The organism is Mesorhizobium sp. WSM4833 (assembly GCF_055811095.1).
Map to the genome: position 1 here is coordinate 220,602 of NZ_JBVVQG010000008.1, position 22,793 is coordinate 243,394.

The following is a 22,793-nucleotide window of genomic DNA, read 5'->3' on the forward strand; positions in this document are numbered from 1 at the left end:
TGCCCATCACGCCTGCTCGGAGATGCGCGCCCGAAAGGGTGAACATCTGCAGGTGAGGGCAGCACAGCAGACCTCCCATTGTCGGCTGTTCGTACGGGCAGGATCGCACCAGTCGAAATTTGTTTCAAGCCTAAAATGTTTTTGCCCTGGAGCATTGACGCATGGCGTGGCGCTGGCCATTGCTAGCGCAACAGCGATGCCGTTTTGGGGGAGGGCGCAGATGTTCGAACGTCACATCGTCGATTGGGATGATGCCTATGCCAACGGCGCGAACATTGCCGGCAGCGACCGTTGGCCAGCCGCCTGGGCCGAGCCAGCGGCAGCATTCCGTGATGCGCTCTCGGCAGAGAGCCGGGCACGGCTCGACATCGCCTATGGCGACGGGCCGCGCAATGGGCTCGATCTTTTCCTTCCCAAGGCCGCGCCCAAAGGACTGGTGGTGATTATCCATGGCGGTTACTGGCTGGAGACCGACAAGAGCTTGTGGTCGCATCTCGCCAATGGCGCGGTCGGCAGCGGCTTCGCCGTTGCGATGCCCTCCTACACGCTGTGCCCGGACATACGCATCGCAGGCATCGTCCGGGAGGTCGGGGCGGCGATTGGCAAGGCAGCGGCAATGGTTGACGGACCGCTGATGCTGACCGGACATTCGGCCGGCGGCCATCTCGCCACCCGGATGGTGACGACAACCACGCCTTTGGCGCCGGATGTGGCGCGGCGCATACGCCATGTCGTTTCGATTTCAGGTCTACACGATTTGCGTCCGCTCATGCGCACCGGCATGAACAAGGACCTGGCAATCGACGAAGAGGAGGCGCTGGCTGAAAGCCCAGCCCTGCTGCGCCCGATGGATGGCGCCCGCATCACCTGCTGGGCCGGCGGCGGTGAGCGCGCCGAGTTCCTGCGCCAGAATGCGTTGCTTGCCAACATCTGGACCGGCCTTGGCGCCACCACCAGCACCGTGGTCGAGCCCGACCGGCATCACTACGACATTGTCGACGGCCTTACCGATCCGGCGCATCCGCTGACGCAGAGCTTGATCTCCAGCTAGAGCCGAGATCACTTTCTCGTCTGTTATGAACGGCTTGCCTGGAATTCCTCAGCGCAGCATCAAAACGCTGCAAGCCTCGCCCGCGGCTGCTGCAGGGGCAAACGGCGCCCGCACGATCAGCCCGTTGGCGTCGGCCAGCATTCTCAGCATCGAGGAATCCTGAATGCCGAACGGCGTCGCCACCAGCGCGCCGTCATCTTCCCTGACCACGGCTCGGACATAGTCCTGGCGCAAATCATTGGCCGGCATTGCGGTACCCAGTCGCGCTGGGCGAATGTCCTGGCGATGGTTGCGGCCGCCGAGCCGCGCCAGCAGCGGCTTCAGGAACAGTTGCGAGCAGACCAGGCTTGCCACCGGGTTGCCGGGCAGGCCGATGCACCTGATATCGCCGAGGCGGCCGAACATCAGCGGCTTGCCGGGGCGCATGGCGATCTTCCAGAAGCCGAGCGTCATGCCTTCGCCGGTCAGCACATCGTGGATCAGGTCGTGATCGCCGACCGAGGCGCCACCAAGCGTCACGATGACATCCGCACCGGCCGCGACCGCTTTTTGCACCAGTTCGGCGATGGCCTCCTTGCGATCGGCGGCAATGCCGAGATCGAGCGCGCGGGCGCCGACCGAGTGTGCGGCGGCAGCGACGCCATAGGCATTGGACGAGATGATCTGATCCGGGCCGAGATCACTGCCCGGCGGCAGCAATTCATCGCCGGTGGCGATGATGGCGACCAGCGGTCGTTTCACCACGTTGACCCGGGGATGGTTGGCCGATCCTGCCAGCGACAGTGCCGCCGGGTCGAGCAAACGGCCTCTTTCGAGCAGCATGTCGCCTGTTGAAAAATCGAGCCCGATGCGACGGATATTGCGCCATTGCGCCGTCGGCTCGGTCACTTCGATTTCGCCGCCGCCGAGGTCGCGGACATTCTCCTGGATGACGATGGTGTCGGCGCCTTCGGGCAACGGCGCGCCGGTGAAGATGCGCACCGCTTGTGCCTTGCCGATCCTACCGGCAAAACCACGTCCGGCCGGCGCCATGCCGATCACCGACAGCCTGGATGGTACCGACGCCACGTCGGCGGCTCGAGCGGCATAGCCATCCATGGCGGAAGCGTTGAAAGGTGGCTGGGTACGGAGTGCCACGACCGGTTCCGCCAGAACACGATCCACCGCCTCGAACAGAGGAACGCTTTCGCCGGCTAGAGGTGCCGCACCATCGAGCAGGCGTTCAAGCGCCTCCGCGATAGGAACCAGCGCCATCAGGAGCTCGCCTTGTAGTCACCCGACTTGCCGCCGGTCTTTTCGACCAGGCGGATGCCGGTGATGACCATGGCGCGGTCTACTGCTTTGGCCATGTCGTAGATGGTCAGGCAGGCTACCGAAGCGGCCGTCAGCGCTTCCATCTCGACGCCCGTCTTGCCGGTGACGCGCGCCAGCGCGGTGACCTTCAGGCCCGGCAATGCATGGTCGGGCTCGATGTCGACGGAAACTTTGGTCAGCAGCAGCGGATGGCAGAGCGGGATCAGATCATGCGTCTTTTTCGCCGCCATGATGCCGGCGATGCGCGCGGTGCCGAGCACGTCGCCCTTCTTGGCGTTGCCGGCGAGGATCATCTTCAGCGTCTCGGGCTGCATCGCGACAAAGCCTTCGGCGATCGCCGTGCGCGTTGTTTCTTCCTTGTCGCCGACATCGACCATGTTGGCCTCGCCCTGCGCGCCGAGATGGGTCAGGCCTGATACCATCGTCAGATAGCCTCGGCCAAAGCCTTGCCTGTCAGAAGCAAGCGCGTCGCGGTGGTGACGTCCTGTTGCCGCATCAGGCTCTCGCCGACAAGAAAAGTGCCGATGTCGCTCTTTTGCAGCCTGAGGCAGTCGTCATGCGAGAAAATACCGCTCTCGCTGACCAGCAAGCGGTCGGCCGGAACCATCTTCGCCAGCCGCACTGAAGTGTCGAGGCTGGTCTCGAATGTGCGCAGATTACGGTTGTTGATACCGATCAGCCGCGACGACAGTTTTAGCGCGCGCAACGTCTCGGACTCATCATGCACCTCGATCAGCGCATCCATGCCGAGTTCGAATGCCGTTGCCTCAAGCTCGCTCGCCAGGGCGTCGTCGACGCTGGCCATGATGATCAGGATGGCATCCGCGCCCCAGGCGCGGGCTTCGTAGACCTGATAGGGATCGAACAGGAAATCCTTGCGCAGCGCCGGCAGCGCGACGGCGGCTCGCGCCCGGGTGAGAAATTCCGGCGCGCCCTGGAAGGACGGTGCGTCGGTCAGCACCGAAAGACAGGCAGCGCCACCCTTGGCATAGGCCTGCGCCAGCGCCGGCGGATCGAAATCGGCGCGGATCAGCCCCTTGGACGGGCTTGCCTTCTTGATCTCGGCAATCAGCGCAAAGGCGCCGGATTTGCGCTTCGCTTCGAGTGCGGCAAGAAAGCCGCGCGGTGCGTCCGCGTCCTTGGCTCGCGCCTTGATTTCGGCCAGCGGCACACGTGCCTTTGCCGCCGCGATCTCGTCGCGCTTGTAGGCCTCGATCTTGCGAAGGATGTCAGACACGTTTTACCCGTTCGAAATCTCGACCAGCCTGTCGAGCACTTGCAGGGCCCGGCCGCTGTCGATGGCTTGCGCGGCGAGCGCGATGCCGTCGGCAAGCGTCGTCGCCTTGCCCGCCACCACCAGGCCGGCGCCGGCATTCATCAGCACGGTGTCGCGATAGGCGCCGGCAGCGCCGCCCAGCATATCGCGCAAGGCTTTGGCATTGTAGTCCGCATCGCCGCCACGCAGTTCGTCCTTGCTGTGGCGCGGCAACCCAACCGCTTCAGGCGTCAGGGTGAAGCTGCGGATCTCGCCGCCGATCAGTTCGGCGACCTGCGTCTCGCCGGTGGTGGTGATCTCGTCATAGCCGTCGCCATGAGCAACCCAGGCATGCTCCGCACCCAGTGCCTTCAGCGTCTCGGCAACCGGCAGGATCCATTCCGGCAGGAACACACCGACCAGCTGCCGCTTGACGCCAGCTGGATTGGAGAGCGGCCCGAGCAGGTTGAAGATGGTGCGGGTGCCGAGTTCGACGCGGGTCGGGCCGACATGTTTCATCGCTGGATGGTGCGCTGGCGCGAACATGAAACCAACGCCAGCCTCGTGGATGCAGCGGCCGATGAATTCGGGCGAGATGTCGATCTTGACGCCGAGCGCAACCAGCACGTCGGCGGCTCCTGTCAGCGAGGACAGGCCACGATTGCCGTGCTTGGCAACGGGCACACCACTGCCGGCGATGACAAAGGCCGATCCCGTGGAAATATTGACGCTGTGGGAATTGTCCCCGCCGGTGCCGACGATATCGATGGCGCCGTCCGGCGCGTCGACTTGCAGCATCTTGGCCCGCATGGTGGCGACGGCGCCGGAAATCTCGCTCACCGTCTCGCCTCGCACGCGCAGCGCCATCAGGAAACCGCCGATCTGGCCGGGGGTCGCATCACCCGACATGATGATGTCGAAGGCCTCGCGCGCTTCCTCGAAGGAAAGCGCGCTACCGGTCGCGATCTTGGCGATATGGGTTTTCAGCGCGCTCATCTTGTCGAGGCTTGGGCGACGGCGGCCTGGTCGACGCGAACGTCGTACTGCGTCTGCAACTGCGCCACCAATTGGTCGAGCAGGTCGTCCGACATGCCGGAGGTGAAGGATTTCTGTGCGTCATCCGGCACCGAGCTGGCATCGGCCCCGGCGGGCTCGAACACTTCGGCGACCTTGTACAGGATCTGCCCGTCGCCGGTAGGCGAGGGGATCAGGCCGGTACCGCCTTCGCCGACTCCGAACATCGCTGCGGCACCTTCCTTGCCGAAATCGACATCGTCAGCCTCGCGCTTGACACCGCGCTTGGTCTGCTTTTCCAGCTTCAGTTCGCTGGCAATGACATCGAGCGTTGCGCCGGCCTTGAGCCGCTTTTCCAGCTCGTCAGCCTTGGCGGCGAGCCGCTTGCTTGTTTCCGCCGCCGTCCAGTCGGCCACGACTTTCTGACGAACCTCATCCAGCGTGCGGTCGCGAGCCGGCGTGATGGACGCCACCTCATAGAAGACGAAGCCGTTGTCGGCTGTGGTCAAGGCATCGTTTTCCGTGTTGGGTTCGGCGTCGAAGACGGCTTTGATCAGCTCCGGCGATTGCGGCAGGTCCTTGACGATGCTTGCATCTGGCCGCAGTCCACTGCGATCGATGGCGTCGATGGTGACGACCTTCAGCTTCAGCTTGGCCGCAGCGTCGGCCAGCGAACTGCCGGCGGCGCGGGTGTCATCGTAATTGTCGCGCACGTCCAGAAGGATGCGGCTTGCCTCGCCCAGCGCCAGATCCTTGCGGATCTGGTCGGACACTTCGGCCAGCGGCTTCACCACCTCGGGCTTGATCTCGGTGACACGCAGCAGCACCGGACCGAAGGCGCCCTGCACGACCTGGCTGACTTCATTGGCGTTAAGCGCGAAGGCGGCGTCGGCGACCGCCTTGTCGGCGATCTTGTCCTTGGCAAGCGTGCCGAGCAACGTGTCGGCCGGGGTCTTGCCTTCCGCCGTGACCAGCTTGTCGAAAGTGGCGCCTGCCTTGAGCGAATCGAGCGCGGCCTTGGCCGCATCCGGCGTCTTGAACACGAGCTGCTCGATGGTGCGCAATTCCGGCGTGGTGTAACGCGCCTTGTTCTTGTTGTAATCGTCGCTGACCTGTTGGTCGGTGACGGCGGTCGGATCCATGATGTCGACCGGCTCGAGGCGGACATAGGAGAATTTGCGGTATTCGGGTGCCGCATATGTCTTCTTGTTAGCTTCGAAATAGGCCGAAAGCACGCTATCGGATGGCGCCGCGATCGGCTCCACCAGTGCCTTGGGCAGCGTCAAATAGTCGATGGTGCGGTCTTCGCCGCGATAGAGCGCAACTGCCTTGAAGAAAGTGTCCGGAGCCTTGAGGCCGTCCGAGACCGCCTCGACAATCTGCTGGCGCACCGCCACCTGAGCACGGTTCTTCAAATAGTCCTCGGGTCGCATGCCAATCTGCTGCAGCATATATTCGAACGTTCTGCGATCGAACTGGCCGCCCGGGCCTTTGAAGGCCGGGTCTTCGCGTGTCAGTTCGGCCAGCCGGTCCTTGGAAAGTCCGAGGCCCAGCTTGCGGGCCTGTTCATCGAGAACGGCACCCGAGACGAGCTGCGCCAGCACCTGGTTATCGGCACCGAGCGCCTTTGCCTGTTCGTGGCTGAGACGTTGGCCGAACTGCTGCGACATGACGGCGAGCTGGCGATCATAGGCGAGACGGTATTCGTTGATCGACACTTTGGTGCCGCCAGCGGTTATCACCGAATCATGGCCGGCCAAACCGCCCATCAGCCGTCCGGAAACGCCCCAGACCAAAAAGCTGAGCACCAGCAGCACCAACAGCCCCTTCGCGACCCAGGTGCCTGCCGCGCTTCTCAACATACCAAGCATTTTTACTTCCGATTTATGCGCATTTTCGCATGCGCCGAGTCTGAAACAAGCGCAATAGCGCCCTTCCGGCCCACTGTCGATTGCTTTGTGGCCTGATTTTGGTAGTGAGGGCCAGAGCCCCGATATCATCCGGAGAAGCAAACCCATGACGCCAGGAATTCGCCCGCTCGTCGCCGGCAACTGGAAAATGAACGGCACCAGCGCCTCCCTCAACGAGCTCAGGATGATCGGCAACGGCTTCATGAGTGGGCTTGACGCGGAGACCGAAGCGCTGGTTTGCGTTCCCGCAACCCTGCTTGCCCACGCCGCCGAGATCCTGTCGCGCACGCCGGTGCATGCCGGCGGCGAAGATTGCCACACCAAGGAGAGCGGAGCCTACACCGGCTGCATCTCGGCGGAAATGCTCAGGGATGCCGGTGCGAGCCATGTCATCGTCGGCCATTCCGAATGCCGCGAGCAACGCGGCGAGGATGACGCCACTGTCCAGGCCAAGGCATCCGCCGCATGGCGTGCCGGGCTTGTTGCCATCATTTGCGTCGGCGAAACGCATGAGCAGCGTGAAGCGGGCGCCACGCTGGACGTGCTGTCGCGGCAGGTCGAGGGCTCGGTCCCGCCAAGCGCCACCCCATCCAACACCATCATTGCCTATGAGCCGGTATGGGCGATCGGCACCGGCCTGACGCCGACGGCGGCCGACGTCGCTGCGGCACACGCACATATCCGCGAAAAGCTGTCGGAAAAGCTCGGCGGCGTCGCGGCGAAGGTGCGCATTCTCTATGGCGGCTCGGTCAAGCCCTCCAACGCGGTCGAACTGCTCGGCGTCAGGAATGTCGACGGCTCGCTGGTTGGCGGCGCCAGCCTGAAAGCGGCGGACTTTCTCGGCATCGCCGAGGCCTATCGCAATATTGCTTGAAGACATTTTCCCCGCCGGACAGGGCTTCCGGTGCACGAAATCGTTGCAAAGGACGGGTTGCTTCCCTTATTCCGGCCACGGGCTTGGAAATGCCGTCAAAGCATTGTATTGAGCCGCCTCCAATTCACCGGTCGTGTCCGCGGCCGGGCAAGGCCTTGCCAGGATAAACTATGGAAACCGTACTGATCGTCATCCATCTCATGGTCGTGCTCGCCCTTGTCGGCGTGGTGCTGCTGCAGCGTTCCGAAGGCGGTGGCCTCGGCATCGGTGGCGGGTCCGGCTTCATGACCGCGCGTGGTGCGGCCAATGCGCTGACGCGTGCGACGGCGATCCTGGCGGCTGCCTTCTTCGCCACCTCCTTGACCCTGTCGATCGTCGCTCGCTACGGCGAAAAGCCGATCGATATCCTGGACCGCGTGCCGGCGACCTCGGACGGCGCCGGCAAAGGCGTGCTCAACCAGTTGCCTGGAACCACAACTCCGGCGCCCGCGGGCACCACCACGCCGACGCCGCCTTCCGGCAACGATGCTTCGGCTCCTGCGACTGCCCCGGCCACTGCGCCTGCCGCCGGCTCGACGCCGCCGGCGACCAACGGCACGGCTCCCGCCGCACCGGCGACCCCGCAGGTTCCAAACCAGTAGTCCTCGGTGCCTGAACCGCGATCTGTGGTCGTTTGAACACAGTCGCGGCAAATGCAGCGAGATCACGAAGATTCGACGGGGTGAGGCATGGCCCCACGCTTGAGGCGGCCGCGCTTATTCGACTATAGATTGCACGCGGCATTTCCGGCGCCCTTGGGGGGCGCTGGGCGACGCCGTGGCAACAAGCATAGAACGATCGGATCTTCGCCATGCAGCTTCGCAGCTTCATTTTCCTGGGACTTTGCGCCGCACTCGGCTTGAGTTCCCCCGCCTTCGCAGGCGTTCCGGCCAATATGGCCGCACAGCCTTCGGCTGAAACAACTTCTGCCATCAACATCGCCGTCAAGAGTGATGCGTCGCAATTGAAGCTTCTCAAGAAGAAGAAAAACCCGACGCCCGACGACCTCGCCCAGATCAAGAAGATCGAGGCCAAGATCGTTGCCGACAAGGAAGCCGCCAAAGCCAAGGCGCTCGAAGCCAGGAAGCTGGCAATGCGCGAGGCGGCAAAGGCCAAGGCCGACGCGGAACGGCAGGCGTTCCTTGCCAAGAAGGGCAAGAGCGCGCCGGCAACCGAGGTGGCCGATGCCAAGCCGGCCAAGAAGCAGGCTGCCAAGATCATCGAGCCTATCGAACCGATAGCGCCGATCCAGTCGGCCGAGCCGCTTCCGGCGGAGGCCATGAACGTCGCCCTGACCGGCAACAATGGCGAACTGCGCAGCGAAGTCATCGGCCAGAAGAAGCCGAGCGGCGGCGGCCTGTTCGCCGGCCTTTTCGGCGGGACGTCGTCTGGCTCCTCGATAAGCTATCTTCCCGAGACGCGGGCTCTCGATCAGGCTCTCGCCAAGAGGGAGGCCAAGAAGCAGTTCAAGGTGAAGCCGGAATTCGTGCCGCAGGACGTGGAATTCACTGGTTACGATGCCGGCACCATCGTCATCGACACCAGCGCGCGGCGCCTTTACCTCGTCGAATCATCTTCCACCGCGCGGCGCTACGCCATTGCGGTCGGTCGCGAGGGCCTGCAGTTCAAGGGCACGGTCGCGGTCGGCGACAAGCAGGAATGGCCGCGCTGGATCCCGACGCTGGACATGCAGAAGCGCGAGCCGAAGCATTACGGCCAGTATAAGGACGGCATGCCTGGCGGTGGCCAGAATCCGCTCGGCGCCCGCGCCATCTATCTCTATGACGGCAAGAAGGACACGCATCTGCGCATCCACGGCACCATCGCGCCGCAGTCGATCGGAACCAGCGCCTCTAATGGCTGCTTCCGCATGATCAACGAGCACGTCATGGACCTCTACAGCCGCGTCAGGGTTGGCACCAAGGTCGTCATCATCTGACGTTTTCGTCATCCTGCCGAAAGGGGCCGGCTCAGCCGGCCCTTTTGTTTTGCCCAGTTCACGATCCGAGCGCCTTCTTGGGAAAAAACCTTCGCGGTGGTTTTTTCTCTGGCGGAATCAATCCGGCCGCGTTAAGCGATGACTCCCATGGCGCGATATGTATTCATCACAGGCGGCGTGGTTTCCTCACTTGGAAAAGGCATTGCCGCAGCGGCCCTTGGGGCTCTCCTGCAGGCGCGAGGCTATCGCGCACGCATCAAAAAACTCGATCCCTATCTCAATGTCGATCCGGGGACGATGTCGCCGTACCAGCATGGCGAGGTTTTCGTCACCGACGATGGTGCGGAAACCGATCTTGATCTTGGCCATTACGAGCGCTTCACAGGCCGCTCCGCCAACCAGCAGGACAACATCACCACCGGCCGCATCTACAAGAACATCATCGAGCGCGAGCGGCGCGGCGACTATCTCGGCGCCACCGTGCAGGTCATCCCCCACGTCACCGATGAGATCAAGAATTTCGTCCTCAACGGCAATGACGACTATGATTTCGTGCTGTGCGAGATCGGCGGCACGGTCGGCGACATCGAGGCGATGCCGTTCCTGGAGGCTATACGCCAGCTCGGCAACGACTTGCCGCGCAACAATGCCGTCTACGTGCATCTGACGCTGATGCCCTATATCCCGACGGCCGGTGAGCTGAAGACCAAGCCGACTCAGCATTCGGTCAAGGAACTGCGCGGCATCGGCATCGCGCCCGACATCCTGCTGGTCCGCGCCGACCGCGCTATCCCCAAGGAAGAGCGCAGAAAACTGTCGCTGTTCTGCAATGTGCGCGAAAGCGCCGTGATCCAGGCGCTCGACGTGCCGCATATCTACGACGTGCCGATGGCTTATCACAAGGAAGGGCTCGATTCGGAAGTCCTGGCCGCCTTCGGCATCGATCCGGCGCCGAAGCCGCGTATGGAGCCGTGGCAGGCGGTGTCCAACCGCATCCACAATCCGGAAGGCGAGGTGACCATCGCCGTTGTCGGCAAATATACCGGCCTCAAGGACGCCTACAAATCGCTGATCGAGGCGCTGTCGCATGGCGGCCTGGCCAATCACGTCAAGGTCAAGCTTGACTGGATCGAATCGGAGATCTTCGAAAAGGAGGATCCGACGCCGTGGCTGGAAAAGGTGCATGGCATCCTGGTTCCCGGCGGCTTCGGGGAGCGCGGCTCGGAAGGCAAGATCCTGGCGGCGAAGTTCGCGCGTGAGCGAAAAGTGCCGTATTTCGGCATCTGCTTCGGCATGCAGATGGCCTGCATCGAGGCGGCGCGGTCGCTGGCCGGCGTCGAGCATGCGTCTTCGACCGAGTTTGGTCCGACCGAGGAACCGGTCGTCGGCCTGATGACCGAATGGCTGAAAGGCAACATGCTGGAGAAGCGCCGCGAAACCGGCGACCTCGGCGGCACGATGCGGCTCGGCGCCTATCAGGCCGAGCTCGCCAAGGGTTCCAAGATCGCCGAAATCTATGGCGACACGCAGATTTCCGAGCGCCATCGCCACCGCTACGAGGTCAATGTCGACTACAAGGAGCGGCTTGAGGATTGCGGCCTGGTGTTTGCCGGCATGTCGCCTGACGGCGTGCTGCCGGAAACGGTCGAATACCCGGACCATCCCTGGTTCATCGGCGTGCAGTATCATCCGGAACTGAAAAGCCGGCCGCTCGACCCGCATCCGCTGTTCGCCAGTTTCATCGAGGCGGCGGTGGAGCAGAGCCGGCTGGTGTAGCCGGTCGGCCATGCAGACCTATGTCGCGCTGCTTTACAGCATCATTCTGGGCGAGGGCCGCCGGGTCGTCATGGCCGACCTCAAGGCCATGGCGGAAGATCTCGGGCTGAAGAACCCGCGCACCCTGGTGGCGACCGGAAATCTGGTCTTCGAGGCGCCGGCAACTGATATTGCCGACCTTGAACAGCGGCTGGAGGCAGCCTTCGAAAAAACCTTCGGCCGCCATGTCGACATCATCGTGCGTGGTGCCGAGGACTGGCTGAAGCTTGCCGCCGGCAATCCGTTCCCGGCCGATTCGGCCAAAGCAGGCGATCAGGTAGCCGTACGGGTGATGCGCAAGCCTGCGCCCGTGGAGGCCGTGACGGGGCTCCAGGCCTATGCCGGCGAGGATGAAAAAGTGACTTCCGTCGGCGGCGACATCTGGGTCGTCTTTTCGCACGAGGGGCCAAGCTCGCGGCTGCTAGCGGCGATGAATCACAAGCGCATGGGCACGGGCACGTCGCGCAACTGGAACACGGTGCGCAGATTGGCCGAGATGCTCGGGTAGGTTTTGGGGCGGCTCTCGCCGCCCCAAAATTCACCTTGTCAGGCCTTCGCGGTCCTGGCGCCGGCGCCCAAAGCGGCGGTGCGCAGCACGTAGTAGATGATGCCGGCGATCGCCACGCCGAAGAACCAGCCATAGACACCCCACCAGGACGGCAGCCAGTTGGTGAAGTTGGGCAGGATCGACGAGAAGATGGCGCCGATGCCGGCGGCGATGAAGGCGTTGACGTGCCAGCCGCCCTGGAAGCGGAATTCGCCATCTTCGCGATAAAGCGCCTCGACGTCGACCTCACCCTTCCGGATCAGGTAGTAGTCGACCATCATCACCCCGAAGATCGGCCCCATCGTCGCGCCGATGATGTTGACGAAGGAAGCCGCACTGCCTTCCCATGGCGCGAAGGGATAGAGCAGCAGGGCGATCACGGCCGCGATATAGCCGCCCTTCTTGAAGTCGATCTGCCTGGGAAAGACATTGGAGAAGTCGAAGGCCGGCGAGACGAAGTTCGCCACCACGTTGATGCCAAGCGTTGCTACCGCAAAGGTCAGGGCTGCGAGCGCCGCCAGGAACCAGCTGTCGAATTTCGCCGAGATCTGGTCGGGATGCAGCAGCACCTCGCCATAGACGTCAAAGGCGGCAATGGTGGTGACGCCGGCCACCAGCGAAAACAGGATCAGGTTGATCGGCAGGCCCCAGATGTTGCCCTTGCGCAGCGATGCCTTGTCCGGCGCGTAACGGGCGAAATCGCAGAAGTTGAGATAGAGCGCCGAGAAATAGGTGACCCAGATCGCCGCCACCGCAAACAGCGAGGTCCAGGAGCCAGGCGTGCCGGGCACGCCCGCATCCTTCGTCTTGTCCAGCAGCACGTCCATGGGGATGTCGCTGGTGAAGGCAAATCTCCCGGATTTGACACAGAGATAGATCGCCAGGATCAGCATCATCACCCACACCGCGGGGCCGGCCCAATCCTGGAAGCGGCGGACCGTTTCCATGCCGTTCTGGATGATCAGCAATTGCAGCCCCCAGATGACCACGAAGCAGATCACCTCCAGGCCGGTATGACCGAGGAAGTGCGTGCTGGCGTTGAAATCGGCGAACCATTGCGTGCGGATCAGCAGCGCCACGATCGCGCCCGAGGCGGCGGCAGTCTGCGCGCCGTACCAGAAGCAGGCGACGACGGCGCGCACCAGCGCCGGTATGTTGGCGCCCCAGATGCCGAAAGAGGCGCGGGCAAGCACGGGGTAGGGCACGCCCGTCTTCACGCCGGCATAGCCGACCATGTTCATCAGCGCGTAGATGATCAGCGAGCCGATGCCTATGGCGATGATGAAATTGACGAAGCCGCCGCAGAACAGGAACAGACTGGCGGCAAGATAGTAGCCCCAAAGGCTGTGGACGTCCGACGTCCAGACGTTGAAGATCGAGAATGGTCCCCAGTTTCGAACTTTGGCCGGAGCCAAATCCTCGTTGTACAGATCAGGTGAAGCACCCTGTATCGTCATGGCAATGTTCCCCTTTTGCAGCACGCGCCCTCACGCGTTGGCCGCGTGCAGGTTAAGCCTGCCGCAGGGGAACCGACAAGCAACCTATTTGCCGGCTTTGGCCTTAAAGATATTCAATGAGAACTGCGATTATCGATGCACGGCGATGGTGGGTCATCGCTGAACCACGGATGAGTCGAGGTTCGACGCGGGGATTCCAATCTGAAGCGGTGGCTCCCGACATCTTCGGTTGGGGGCATCTAAGCGATTGCCATCACCTGCTTGTGGTCCGCGACTTCGGCGAGCAGCCAATCCTGAAACAGACCGGTGCCTGGCTTGTTGCCGATGCTGCGACGCTGATGCAGGTAAATGCCGGCCGGATAGGTGTGGCGGGCACGGAACGGCGCGACCAGCTTGCCTTGCTGCAGAAAATCTTGCGCCATCATCGTGTCCGCAAGCGCTATTCCGGCGCCATTGATCGCTTCGCGCATGATCAAGGTGCAATCATCCAGTGTTGTGCTGGATTTTGGCGTCGTTTCCAGAACGCCTTCCTGCTCCAGCCAACGCTTCCATCTCATGGTTTCGCATTCATGGATCAGATGATGATTGACCAGATCGGCCGGCGATCGCAGCGGCACAGGCCCCTCCAGAAGCGAAGGCGCACAGACCGGCGTCAAAAGCAGCGGGATCAGCAGCGTCAGAGCCGGGCCGGCCTTGTAGACGAACTCGTCGACAATGGCCAAATCGAAGTTGGCGCGCTTGCCTGAAGTGGAGATCTCCAGATCCACCGACGGATGCAACCGGCGAAAGTTCGGCAACCGGTCCGCCAGCCAAAGGTTCAGAACGGTGGGCACGCACAAGACCCGGACACGTTGGATCTTGCCGTGGCGCGACCCCTCGGAGAGGCTGACGTCATCGGTGGCGCGCCAGATCGCTTCGAACGCCTCCGAGAGGCTGCGCGCATAGTAGGAGCCCCTTATGGTTGGCGTTATCTGGCGAAAACCGCGTTCGAACAGGTCTTGGCCAAGATTTCGTTCAAGCGCGCGGATGTGCCGGCTGACAGCCGAGGGTGTCAGATGCAGTTCTTCCGCCGCGTCCTTGACGCTGCCAAGGCGAGCGGCGGCCTCGAAAGCGCGCATGCCATTGAGTGAGGGAAGGGCCATTGGCCGATCATGAATTGTGAGTTGAGTTTTTGTCAATCGACATGGGCGGAATTCGCGTTTGATCGCCTGCCCTGTTAGGGGATACCCAGACGACAAGAGCAATTAAGTCGTCTCAAGAAAGCGACTATTTGGGGACCGGCATTATACCACGAACGGCGGAGACCGGCTTGACCAGTCTCCACCGGAGTGAGCGAAGCGTTGCTCGCTACCCGGCTGGTATTGCCGCAATCGGAGAGAGCGCCAGCCTATGCCTCAATCGCCAGCGCCGGTTTTCGAGACCGCGGACGAGATTTCCGCCGCCTCCGTCGTCGTGATCTTGCAAACTGCCCAAACAGGCTTCGGCCCGCGGGCGTCCACCCTGGATGCCGAGATGGGCGGGATTCTCTCGCGCGCCTGCTCCGACCCGGCCGCCTTGGCCGAATCCGGCACCTGCATCGATCTTATTGCCCCGCAGTCCGTATCGACCAAGCGCGTGGTCATTCTAGCCCTGGGCAAAGCTGAAGCCGTAACCACCCTGTCACTGGCGCGCGCCGGCGGTCTGCTTGCCGTGCATCTCGAGGGCAAGGGGGAATGCGCGGCCACCCTGGTCCTGGACCCGATCGCCGGCGTTGACCTGCCCGGCGCCGAAATCCTGGCGCGTGTCGCGCTTGGCATGCGGCTGCGCCGCTATCGTTTCGACATGCGCAACCGGCGGCAAGGGGCGGGAGCGGATAGAACCTTGCGGGTGAAACTGGTAGGGGCTCGCGGCCCGGATCTGACAGCGGCGCTGGCGCGGATCAATGCCATCGCCGACGGCGTCGAATATGCACGCACCTTGGTCAACCTGCCGCCGAACCACCTCCATCCCGACAATTTCCACGATCATCTTGAGCCCCTGCGTGAAGCCGGCATCGACATCGAAATGCTTGATGCCGCGCAACTGAAGGAGCTCGGCATGAACGCGCTTCTTGCTGTCGGATCGGGCTCGGCGCGCCCGCCGCGGGTCGCTGTCCTGCGCTACCGGGGCAAGGGTGCTCCCGCCCAACCACTCGCTTTCGTCGGCAAGGGCGTCTGCTTCGATTCGGGCGGCCTCTGCATCAAGGGCGGAGCGCAGATGTTCGACATGAAAGCCGACATGGGCGGAGCGGCCGCTGTGGTCGGCCTGCTGATCGCACTCGCCCGGCAAGGCAGCCCGGTACACATTGTCGGTGTTCTCGGCATCGCGGAGAACATGCCATCCGGCACGGCGCTCAAACCGCGCGACATCATCACGACGGCGTCCGGACAGACAGTGGAAGTGTTCGACACGGATGCGGAGGGACGCCTGCTTCTGGCCGACTGCCTCCACTATGCAGCCACGCGCTTCAACCCTTTAGTGATCGTCGATCTGGCAACGCTGACCTATTCGGTGACGCGTGGGTTGGGGTCGATATTCGCCGGCCTGTTCAGCACCGACGATGCCATCGCGTCACAGATGATCGCGGCCGGAGAAACGGTCGGCGAGCGGTTCTGGCGGCTGCCGCTCGATCGGGCCTACGACGAGGGCCTGCAATCGCCGTTCGCGGACCTGCGGCATCATGCCAAGGATATGGAAGATGGCGATGCTCCCTATGCCGCAGCCTTCCTGCGCCATTTCACGGAAGATCGCCCCTGGGTGCATCTCGACATCGCCAGCAAGGAACTGACCGACTCCGATCGGCCGCTCGGCAGGCAAGGTGCCACGGCATTTGGCGTGCAGATGCTGGAAGAGTGGGTGCAGATCACCCGTAACATGAGTTAGGCGCCTGCCGCCGCGGACGATAAAAGTACCTTCAATCGCACTGGGAATTGGGATGTCATCTGAGATCATCGGCATGGAAGGACGGGCCGCTTTTGGCGCCTACGAGACCTGGTATCGGGTCAGTGGCGAACTCAGCGGCGACAAGGCGCCTGTGGTGATCCTGCATGGCGGCCCGGGCGTCGCTCACAACTATGTCGATGCCTACAAGCTTCTTGCGCGAAGAGATCGCGCCGTCATCCACTACGACCAGTTGGGCTGCGGCAATTCCACCTTGCTGCCTGAGAAAGGCGCCGATTTCTGGACACCTGGGCTGTTCATCGACGAGCTTGAAAACCTCGTCGACCACCTCGGCATTCGGAGAGGCTTCCACGTGCTCGGCCAGAGCTGGGGCGGCATGCTGGGCGCCGAATATGCCGTGACGCGGCCGAAGGGGCTGAAATCTCTGACCATCGCCAACTCACCGGCGTCCATGAAACTGTGGGTCGAAGAGGCCAACCGGTTGCGTGCGGATCTGCCCGCGGATGTGCAGGAGACACTGACCCGACACGAACAGGCCGGCACAACCGACGATGCGGCGTACCAGGCTGCGACGATGGTGTTCTACGAGCGGCATGTCTGCCGGGTCGTGCCTTTCCCGCCCGAAGTCACGGAAAGTTTCGCCCAGGTCGTGCGCAATCCGACCGTCTATAATCTGATGAATGGGCCAAACGAGTTCCATGTCATCGGAACGCTGAAGAACTGGAGCATCGTCGAGCGCCTGCCGGCCATCGATGTTCCCACACTGATCATCTCCGGACGTCACGACGAGGCCACGCCCGCGACCGTGCAGCCCTATAAGGACGGCATCAAGGGGTCTCGCTGGGAGATATTCGAGCATTCCAGCCACATGCCGCATGTCGAAGAGCAAGATGCGTGCATGCGGGTGGTGGGAGACTTCCTGGACCACAACGATAACTGAAAAAAGGGGAATCAAGACATGAAGAAACTGCTTCTGGCGGCAACAGCCGCGGCATTGCTGGCCGGTACATGGCTGGCCCCGGCACAGGCCGAATATCTCAAGGAGCACCGAGGCGGCACCATCCGCCTGCTGGCCCGCTCCGCGGCCGGAACGCTCGATCCGCACATCAATTACACGGACCAGGGCTGGCAGATGTACCAGCCGATCTATGACGGCCTGGTGGCCTTCCGCAAGGCCGAGGGCATGGACGGCTTCACCATCGTCCCCGATCTGGCCGAGGCCCTGCCGCTGGTCAGCAATGACGGCAAGACCTTCACCTTCAAGCTGCGCAAGGGCATCAAGTTCTCCAGCGGCCAGGATCTTGGCGTGAAGGACGTCGTCGCTTCTTTCCAGCGCATCTTCAAGGTTTCCGGACCCACCTCCGGCACGTTCTATGCCGGCATCGTCGGGGCCGACAAATGCCTGGCCGACACCAAGGGCTGCACGCTGGAAGGCGGCGTTGTCGGCGACGAAGCGGCCGGCACCATCACCATCAACATCACCAAGCCGGATGCCGAGCTGCTCTACAAGCTTGCCTTGCCGCATGCCGTGGTCCTGCCGGCGGACACGCCCGCTGAAGACATGGGTTCCAAGCCCATTCCCAGCACCGGCGCGTACATGATCTCCGCCTTCGACCCGAACAAGGGCATGACGGTTTCCCGCAACCCCAATTTCAAGCAGTGGAGCGAAGAAGCCCAGCCGGACGGCTATCCGGATGTCGTCCAATATGATTTCGGCCTGTCCGAAGAGGCAGCCGTCACCGCGATCCAGAACGGCGAAGCGGACTGGATGTTCGACGCTCTGCCGAGCGACCGCTTGGGCGAACTGGGTAGCAAGTCCATGGACCAGCTGCACATCTCGCCGCTTTCGGCTTGGTGGTACGCGCCGCTGAACAACCGTCTCGCACCCTTCGACAACGAAAAAGCCCGCCAGGCCGTTGCCTATGCGATCGATCGCAACACGCTGGTCAAGCTGTTCGGCGGCAAGGTGCTGGCCTCGCCGGTCTGCCAGGTCCTGCCTCCGGACTTCCCCGGGCATGAAGACTATTGTCCCTTCACCAAGAACCCGGGCGCCAAATGGTCGGCTCCTGATCTCGACAAGGCAAAGCAGCTCGTTGAGGACTCCGGCACCAAGGGCCAGAAGGTGACCATCATCGTCGAGGACACCGCCATTTCGCGCTCCATCGGCGTCTATCTGCAGAGCGTGCTGACCAGCATCGGCTATGTCGCCGACGTCAAGCCGATCTCGTCGAACATCCAGTTCACCTACATCCAGAACACCAACAACAAGGTGCAGATGTCCGTCACCCAGTGGTACAAGGACTATCCGGCGGCTTCGGACTTCCTGAACATCCTGTTCAGCTGCGCCTCCTTCCGCGAAGGTTCGGACGCCTCGATCAACATCGCCGGCTTCTGCGACAAGGAAATCGACGCCAAGATGCAAAAGGCATTGGACCTCGGCGTCACCGATCAGAAAGCCGCCGATAAAATGTGGGCTGAAATCGACAGGCAGGTCACCGACAAGGCACCTGCTGTCGGCCTCTTCACGCCGAAGCGGCTCGATTTCGTCAGCAAACGTCTTGGCAATTTCAAGTTCAACAGGCAGTTCAACTGGATGATCACCCAATCCTGGGTACAGTAATGGCCTGGGTGCAGTAACGAACCGCGGAGGGGCACGTCCGTGTCGAACGTAGCTGTCGCCGCGCCGCGCAAGACGCGAGGGCCCTGGGCCGTCGCGTTTGCGAAGCTGGCAAGGGACAGGGCTGCCATGGCGTCGCTGGCCGTGTTCCTCCTCATCGTCCTTGCCTGCCTCAGTGCGCCTCTTTATGCGAAATGGGCAGGCGTGGACCCCTTCGCCTCGACGCTCGACGCCGTCATCCAGATCGACGGTGCCGACGTTCCGGTGATGGAACAATCGACGGAGGGGCTCGGGCTTGGCTACACACCGCTCGGCCCGACCTGGCGGCTGGGCAATTATTTCCTCGGCGCCGACAGCCAGGGGCGCGATGTCATGGCCAGGATGCTCTATGGCGGGCTGAGCTCGTTGCTGATCTCCGGAGCAGCCACCATCTTCACCCTAATCCTGGGCACGGCGGCGGGATTGATCGCCGGCTATTTCGGCGGCGTCACCGACACGGTGCTGTCGCGCTTCCTCGACATACTGTGGGCGTTCCCCATTTATCTGCTGGCGATTTCGCTCTCCATCGTCACCATCGCGCATGGCATCACGATAGGACCGATCCAGATCGAGTCCGGCAGTCTGTGGCTGCCTGTCATCATCATCGGTATCGTCTACGTGCCCTATGTGGCTCGTCCGATACGCGGGCAGGTTCTGGCACTGCGCAAAAGCGAATTCGTGCTCGCCGCGATCAATCTGGGCGTGCCGGGATGGCGCATCCTGTGGCGCGACATCCTGCCCAACGTCACCACGACGCTGATCGTCTTCGTGCCGCTGATGATGGCGCTGAACATGCTCACGGAATCAGCCCTTTCCTTCCTTTCGATCGGCGTGCAGCCGCCGGCCGCGAGCTGGGGCACCATTATCCAGGACGGACAGGCGCTGCTCTACACCAGGCCACTGGTGGCGCTGGTGCCGGGCCTGGCGATCGCGGTTTCCGTCATGGCGCTCAATGTCTTCGGCGACGGTCTGCGCGACGCGCTCGACCCGCGCTCCAAGGTTCGGCTGGGGCGCGACTGATGATCTACGCAATCCTGCGCCGGTTCGGCCAGATGCTGTTCGTGATGTTCGGCATCTCGGTCATCGTCTTCCTGATTTTCTTCGCAACGCCGGGCTCCGATCCGGCGGCGCGCATCGCCGGCCGCAATGCATCGCCCGAAGTGCTGGAGGCGGTACGCCACAGCTTCGGCTTCGACCGGCCGCTCTACGTGCAATATGTGACGATGATGGAGAAGATCTTCGTCACCGGCGATCTGACCTCCTTCGTCAATCGTGGCTGGAAGGTGGTGCCGGCGGTCATGGATTCGATCCCGGTCACGCTCTCGCTGGTGTTCGGAGCGGCGATCCTGTGGGTGGTCGTCTCCATCATCATCGGCATCGCCGCCGCCGCCACGCGCGGCAGCTGGCTGGATAAGCTGCTGATGGCGCTAGGGCTGCTCGGTATTTCGATGCCGGTGTACTGGCTGGGCGAGGTGATGAACCTGATCACCCAGAGCCGCTACCACGACAGCTGGGCGTTCTCCTGGGTGCCGCCGCTCGGCTACAAGAACTTCTCCGACGATCCAAAGGGCTGGTTCCTGACCCTGGTCATTCCGTGGATCACGCTGTCCATTCTCTACATCGGCATTTATGGGCGCGTGCTGCGCGCGGCGATCATCGAATCCCTGCAGGAGGACTATATCCGTACGGCCCGGGCCAAGGGCCTGTCGGAGACCCGCATCCTGCTGCGCCATGCCTTGCGCACGTCGCTCATCGCCTTCGTCACCCTGTTCGGCCTGGATTTCGGTGCGCTGGTCGGAGGCTCGGCCCTGCTCACGGAGGTGGTGTTCGGGCTGCACGGCATCGGCAAGCTTACTTATGACGCGCTGCAGAATCTCGATCTGCCGATGATCATGGCAACGGTGATGTACGCTTCGATGTTCGTGGTTGTTGCCAATGCGGTCGTCGATTTCGTCTACATCCTTCTCGATCCGCGCCTGAGGACATCATGATACTGTCGGTGCGCGACCTCAAAGTATCCTTCCGCACAAATGATGGCCTGGTGCGGGCCATCGATGGCGTTTCCTTCGACCTCGAGGAGAGCGAGATCCTCGGCGTCGTCGGTGAGTCCGGTTCCGGCAAGACGGTGTCGCTGCTGGCCGTCATGGGTCTGATCACCGACCCCAACGCCACCATCGAAGGCTCGATCCGTTACAAGGGCCGCGAACTGGTGGGACTGCCCGCGCGCGAACTGAGGCGACTGCGCGGCAACGAGATCGCGATGATCTTCCAGGATCCGATGACCGCCTTGACACCTGTCTACACGATCGGCTGGCAGATCGCCGAACAGATCCGCGCGCATCGCAACATCAGCAAGTCCAAGGCGATGGAGCGCGTGGAGGAATTGCTGGCCGAGGTGAACTTTCCGAACCCGCACGAGGCGATGTCGCGCTACCCGCACCAACTGTCCGGCGGCATGCGTCAACGGGCGGTGATCGCAATGGCTTTGTCCTGCAATCCGGCGTTGCTGGTGGCTGACGAACCGACCACGGCGCTCGACGTCACCGTACAGGCCGGCATTCTCGATCTGGTGCGCAAGCTACGCGCGACGCACAAGTCGGCGGTGGTCTTCATCACGCATGACATGGGCGTGGTCTCCAAACTCGCCGACCGGGTCATGGTCATGTATGCCGGCCGCGTGGTGGAGCGCGGCAGTCGCGCGGAGCTGTTTTCCGATCCGCGACACCCCTATACGCGCGCTCTGCTCGGTTCGATCCCGCCGCTGACCGGCGAAAAACCACGCCGCCTGCCGGCCATTCCCGGTTCGCCGCCGTCATTGCTGCGATTGCCGCAGGGCTGTGCGTTCGGTCCGCGGTGCCCGGTTCACTATGAGCCCTGCGAGGCCGGCAAACCCGACCTCGGGAGCGGCACTCATGCCGCGGCGTGCTTCAGGGTGGCACAGGCATGAGCGGATCGATGACCGACAAGAATCGCCCCATTATCGAGACGCATTCGCTGGGCAAGCGCTTTTCGATCGGCAGCCGTTTTTCCGCCGAAGGCAAGCGAACCGTTCATGCGGTCGACAATGTTTCCCTGACCGTGTGGCGCGGCGAGACGGTCGGCCTTGTCGGCGAATCCGGATGCGGCAAGTCCACGCTGGCGCGCTGCCTGGTGAGGCTCTACGACGTATCGGACGGCGAGCTTCTGTTCGAAGGCAACGATATCACCTCGAAGTCGCTGTCCGAACTCAGGCCGCTCCGGCGCCGCTTGCAAATGGTTTTCCAGGATCCGTCGGCATCGCTCAATCCGCGCCGGCGCGTCGGCGACCTGGTGGCCGAGCCGCTGCGCATCCATGGCAGGCTCTCGTCGAGCGAGATCACCAGACGCGTGGCGGAACTGTTCGACCTTGTCGGCCTGCTGCCGGATCACGTCATGCGGTTTCCGCACGAATTTTCCGGCGGGCAACGCCAGCGCGTCGGCATCGCGCGGGCTATTGCATTGAACCCGGACCTAGTGGTCCTGGACGAACCCGTCTCCGCGCTCGACGTGTCGGTGCAGGCGCAAATCGTCAACCTGCTTGCCGATCTGCAGGAGAAGCTCAATCTCACTTACATCTTCATCGCCCACGACCTGTCGGTGGTACGTCAGGTTTCAACCCGCATAGCGGTCATGTATCTCGGCTCGATCGTCGAAGAAGGGCCGGCGGAAGAGGTGTTTGCAGCACCAGCCCATCCTTATAGCCAGGCGCTGATTTCGGCGGTTCCTGTCGTGGAGACGACGCCCAGCGGGACGCGCAAGCGCATCATCCTCACCGGCGACGTACCGAGCCCTCTGAACCCCCCAACCGGCTGCCGTTTCCATCCCCGATGCCCGATCGCGGCGGAGCGCTGCCGTTCGGAACGGCCGCAGTTGCGGGAATACCGACCCGGTCGCAAAGTCGCCTGCCACTTTCCGACGATGTAGGCGACACTCACCACCGCACAGGTGATCGCCTTCGCCTGACAGATTTCTAAAAGATTCCATT

Annotated in this window: 20 protein-coding genes; 13 read left to right on the forward strand and 7 right to left on the reverse strand. The window is 62.8% G+C overall.

What is annotated here, in order from left to right; genetic code table 11:
- The first annotated feature begins 220 nt into the window (after window positions 1–220).
- On the forward strand, window positions 221–1,051 hold the full coding sequence (locus tag AC0L2D_RS18170) for an alpha/beta hydrolase (protein WP_024503339.1): 831 nt from the start codon (window positions 221–223) through the stop codon (window positions 1,049–1,051).
- Window positions 1,052–1,099: 48 nt separating this feature from the next.
- Here AC0L2D_RS18170 and AC0L2D_RS18175 read toward each other — a convergent pair whose 3' ends face one another.
- From AC0L2D_RS18175 to AC0L2D_RS18195, 5 genes are read right to left on the reverse strand one after another with little or no spacing between them, the layout of a single operon-like run.
- On the reverse strand, window positions 1,100–2,305 hold the full coding sequence (locus AC0L2D_RS18175) for a molybdopterin molybdotransferase MoeA (protein ID WP_473541758.1): 1,206 nt from the start codon (window positions 2,303–2,305) through the stop codon (window positions 1,100–1,102).
- Entirely contained in the window at window positions 2,305–2,787 is a 483-nt protein-coding gene (gene moaC, locus AC0L2D_RS18180) for a cyclic pyranopterin monophosphate synthase MoaC (RefSeq protein WP_013531740.1), read from the reverse strand. Before moaC ends, AC0L2D_RS18175 begins: the two co-directional genes overlap by 1 nt.
- 2 nt (window positions 2,788–2,789) lie before the next feature.
- Entirely contained in the window at window positions 2,790–3,602 is an 813-nt protein-coding gene (trpC, locus tag AC0L2D_RS18185) for an indole-3-glycerol phosphate synthase TrpC (RefSeq protein ID WP_473541760.1), read from the reverse strand.
- Between the two features lie 3 nt (window positions 3,603–3,605).
- Complete coding sequence (trpD, locus tag AC0L2D_RS18190) at window positions 3,606–4,616, reverse strand: anthranilate phosphoribosyltransferase (protein ID WP_013531738.1); 1,011 nt, start codon at window positions 4,614–4,616, stop codon at window positions 3,606–3,608.
- The gene (locus AC0L2D_RS18195; RefSeq protein ID WP_473541762.1) at window positions 4,613–6,505 is read right to left on the reverse strand and encodes a SurA N-terminal domain-containing protein; all 1,893 of its coding nucleotides are present in this window, start codon (window positions 6,503–6,505) and stop codon (window positions 4,613–4,615) included. Before AC0L2D_RS18195 ends, trpD begins: the two co-directional genes overlap by 4 nt.
- A gap of 145 nt (window positions 6,506–6,650) precedes the next feature.
- Between AC0L2D_RS18195 and tpiA the strand changes: the two genes are divergently transcribed.
- The 5 genes from tpiA to AC0L2D_RS18220 all read left to right on the forward strand — a co-directional run bounded on the left by tpiA (window position 6,651) and on the right by AC0L2D_RS18220 (window position 11,719).
- The gene (gene tpiA / locus AC0L2D_RS18200; protein ID WP_473541764.1) at window positions 6,651–7,418 is read left to right on the forward strand and encodes a triose-phosphate isomerase; all 768 of its coding nucleotides are present in this window, start codon (window positions 6,651–6,653) and stop codon (window positions 7,416–7,418) included.
- Between the two features lie 170 nt (window positions 7,419–7,588).
- Window positions 7,589–8,059, forward strand: a complete 471-nt coding sequence (secG, locus tag AC0L2D_RS18205; RefSeq protein ID WP_013531735.1) for a preprotein translocase subunit SecG — start codon at window positions 7,589–7,591, stop codon at window positions 8,057–8,059.
- Window positions 8,060–8,268: 209 nt separating this feature from the next.
- Entirely contained in the window at window positions 8,269–9,396 is a 1,128-nt protein-coding gene (locus AC0L2D_RS18210; protein WP_473541767.1) for a L,D-transpeptidase, read from the forward strand.
- Between the two features lie 138 nt (window positions 9,397–9,534).
- The gene (locus AC0L2D_RS18215) at window positions 9,535–11,172 is read left to right on the forward strand and encodes a CTP synthase (protein WP_013531733.1); all 1,638 of its coding nucleotides are present in this window, start codon (window positions 9,535–9,537) and stop codon (window positions 11,170–11,172) included.
- A 10-nt stretch (window positions 11,173–11,182) separates the two neighbouring features.
- Window positions 11,183–11,719 (forward strand): DUF1697 domain-containing protein, encoded by a 537-nt coding sequence (locus AC0L2D_RS18220; protein ID WP_473541768.1) that lies wholly within the window; start codon window positions 11,183–11,185, stop codon window positions 11,717–11,719.
- 38 nt (window positions 11,720–11,757) lie between these two features.
- On the opposite strand, the gene AC0L2D_RS18225 is transcribed toward AC0L2D_RS18220, so the two are convergent.
- Window positions 11,758–13,215 (reverse strand): NCS1 family nucleobase:cation symporter-1, encoded by a 1,458-nt coding sequence (locus tag AC0L2D_RS18225; protein WP_024503329.1) that lies wholly within the window; start codon window positions 13,213–13,215, stop codon window positions 11,758–11,760.
- 239 nt (window positions 13,216–13,454) lie between these two features.
- A complete protein-coding gene (locus AC0L2D_RS18230) occupies window positions 13,455–14,357 on the reverse strand; it encodes a LysR substrate-binding domain-containing protein (protein WP_024503328.1) in 903 nt (300 codons plus the stop codon).
- 247 nt (window positions 14,358–14,604) lie between these two features.
- Between AC0L2D_RS18230 and AC0L2D_RS18235 the strand changes: the two genes are divergently transcribed.
- From AC0L2D_RS18235 to AC0L2D_RS18265, 7 genes are read left to right on the forward strand one after another with little or no spacing between them, the layout of a single operon-like run.
- Window positions 14,605–16,116, forward strand: coding sequence for a leucyl aminopeptidase (locus AC0L2D_RS18235; protein WP_473541771.1), 1,512 nt, complete (start codon window positions 14,605–14,607; stop codon window positions 16,114–16,116).
- 52 nt (window positions 16,117–16,168) lie between these two features.
- Window positions 16,169–17,074 carry a proline iminopeptidase-family hydrolase gene (locus tag AC0L2D_RS18240; RefSeq protein ID WP_473541773.1) on the forward strand — a complete coding sequence of 302 codons (906 nt, stop codon included), beginning with the start codon at window positions 16,169–16,171 and terminating at the stop codon, window positions 17,072–17,074.
- 18 nt (window positions 17,075–17,092) lie between these two features.
- On the forward strand, window positions 17,093–18,754 hold the full coding sequence (locus AC0L2D_RS18245) for an ABC transporter substrate-binding protein (protein WP_473541775.1): 1,662 nt from the start codon (window positions 17,093–17,095) through the stop codon (window positions 18,752–18,754).
- 39 nt (window positions 18,755–18,793) lie between these two features.
- On the forward strand, window positions 18,794–19,810 hold the full coding sequence (locus tag AC0L2D_RS18250) for an ABC transporter permease (protein ID WP_063167981.1): 1,017 nt from the start codon (window positions 18,794–18,796) through the stop codon (window positions 19,808–19,810).
- Window positions 19,810–20,781: an ABC transporter permease gene (locus tag AC0L2D_RS18255; protein WP_013531725.1), complete on the forward strand. Its 972-nt coding sequence runs from the start codon at window positions 19,810–19,812 to the stop codon at window positions 20,779–20,781. The genes AC0L2D_RS18250 and AC0L2D_RS18255 overlap by 1 nt, the downstream gene beginning before the upstream one ends.
- The gene (locus tag AC0L2D_RS18260; RefSeq protein WP_473541778.1) at window positions 20,778–21,737 is read left to right on the forward strand and encodes an ABC transporter ATP-binding protein; all 960 of its coding nucleotides are present in this window, start codon (window positions 20,778–20,780) and stop codon (window positions 21,735–21,737) included. The genes AC0L2D_RS18255 and AC0L2D_RS18260 overlap by 4 nt, the downstream gene beginning before the upstream one ends.
- An 8-nt stretch (window positions 21,738–21,745) precedes the next feature.
- A complete protein-coding gene (locus AC0L2D_RS18265) occupies window positions 21,746–22,732 on the forward strand; it encodes an ABC transporter ATP-binding protein (protein WP_473541780.1) in 987 nt (328 codons plus the stop codon).
- Window positions 22,733–22,793 lie beyond the last annotated feature (61 nt).

Excerpts from the sequence above, each read along its gene's own strand:
- AC0L2D_RS18170 (WP_024503339.1), top strand. The coding sequence starts at position 221 with ATGTTCGAACGTCACATCGTCGATTGGGATGATGCCTATGCCAACGGC.
- AC0L2D_RS18175 (WP_473541758.1), bottom strand. The coding sequence starts at position 2,305 with ATGGCGCTGGTTCCTATCGCGGAGGCGCTTGAACGCCTGCTCGATGGT.
- moaC (WP_013531740.1), bottom strand. The coding sequence starts at position 2,787 with ATGGTATCAGGCCTGACCCATCTCGGCGCGCAGGGCGAGGCCAACATG.
- trpD (WP_013531738.1), bottom strand. The coding sequence starts at position 4,616 with ATGAGCGCGCTGAAAACCCATATCGCCAAGATCGCGACCGGTAGCGCG.
- AC0L2D_RS18195 (WP_473541762.1), bottom strand. The coding sequence starts at position 6,505 with ATGCTTGGTATGTTGAGAAGCGCGGCAGGCACCTGGGTCGCGAAGGGG.
- tpiA (WP_473541764.1), top strand. The coding sequence starts at position 6,651 with ATGACGCCAGGAATTCGCCCGCTCGTCGCCGGCAACTGGAAAATGAAC.
- secG (WP_013531735.1), top strand. The coding sequence starts at position 7,589 with ATGGAAACCGTACTGATCGTCATCCATCTCATGGTCGTGCTCGCCCTT.
- AC0L2D_RS18210 (WP_473541767.1), top strand. The coding sequence starts at position 8,269 with ATGCAGCTTCGCAGCTTCATTTTCCTGGGACTTTGCGCCGCACTCGGC.
- AC0L2D_RS18215 (WP_013531733.1), top strand. The coding sequence starts at position 9,535 with ATGACTCCCATGGCGCGATATGTATTCATCACAGGCGGCGTGGTTTCC.
- AC0L2D_RS18220 (WP_473541768.1), top strand. The coding sequence starts at position 11,183 with ATGCAGACCTATGTCGCGCTGCTTTACAGCATCATTCTGGGCGAGGGC.
- AC0L2D_RS18225 (WP_024503329.1), bottom strand. The coding sequence starts at position 13,215 with ATGACGATACAGGGTGCTTCACCTGATCTGTACAACGAGGATTTGGCT.
- AC0L2D_RS18230 (WP_024503328.1), bottom strand. The coding sequence starts at position 14,357 with ATGGCCCTTCCCTCACTCAATGGCATGCGCGCTTTCGAGGCCGCCGCT.
- AC0L2D_RS18235 (WP_473541771.1), top strand. The coding sequence starts at position 14,605 with ATGCCTCAATCGCCAGCGCCGGTTTTCGAGACCGCGGACGAGATTTCC.
- AC0L2D_RS18240 (WP_473541773.1), top strand. The coding sequence starts at position 16,169 with ATGTCATCTGAGATCATCGGCATGGAAGGACGGGCCGCTTTTGGCGCC.
- AC0L2D_RS18245 (WP_473541775.1), top strand. The coding sequence starts at position 17,093 with ATGAAGAAACTGCTTCTGGCGGCAACAGCCGCGGCATTGCTGGCCGGT.
- AC0L2D_RS18255 (WP_013531725.1), top strand. The coding sequence starts at position 19,810 with ATGATCTACGCAATCCTGCGCCGGTTCGGCCAGATGCTGTTCGTGATG.
- AC0L2D_RS18260 (WP_473541778.1), top strand. The coding sequence starts at position 20,778 with ATGATACTGTCGGTGCGCGACCTCAAAGTATCCTTCCGCACAAATGAT.
- AC0L2D_RS18265 (WP_473541780.1), top strand. The coding sequence starts at position 21,746 with ATGACCGACAAGAATCGCCCCATTATCGAGACGCATTCGCTGGGCAAG.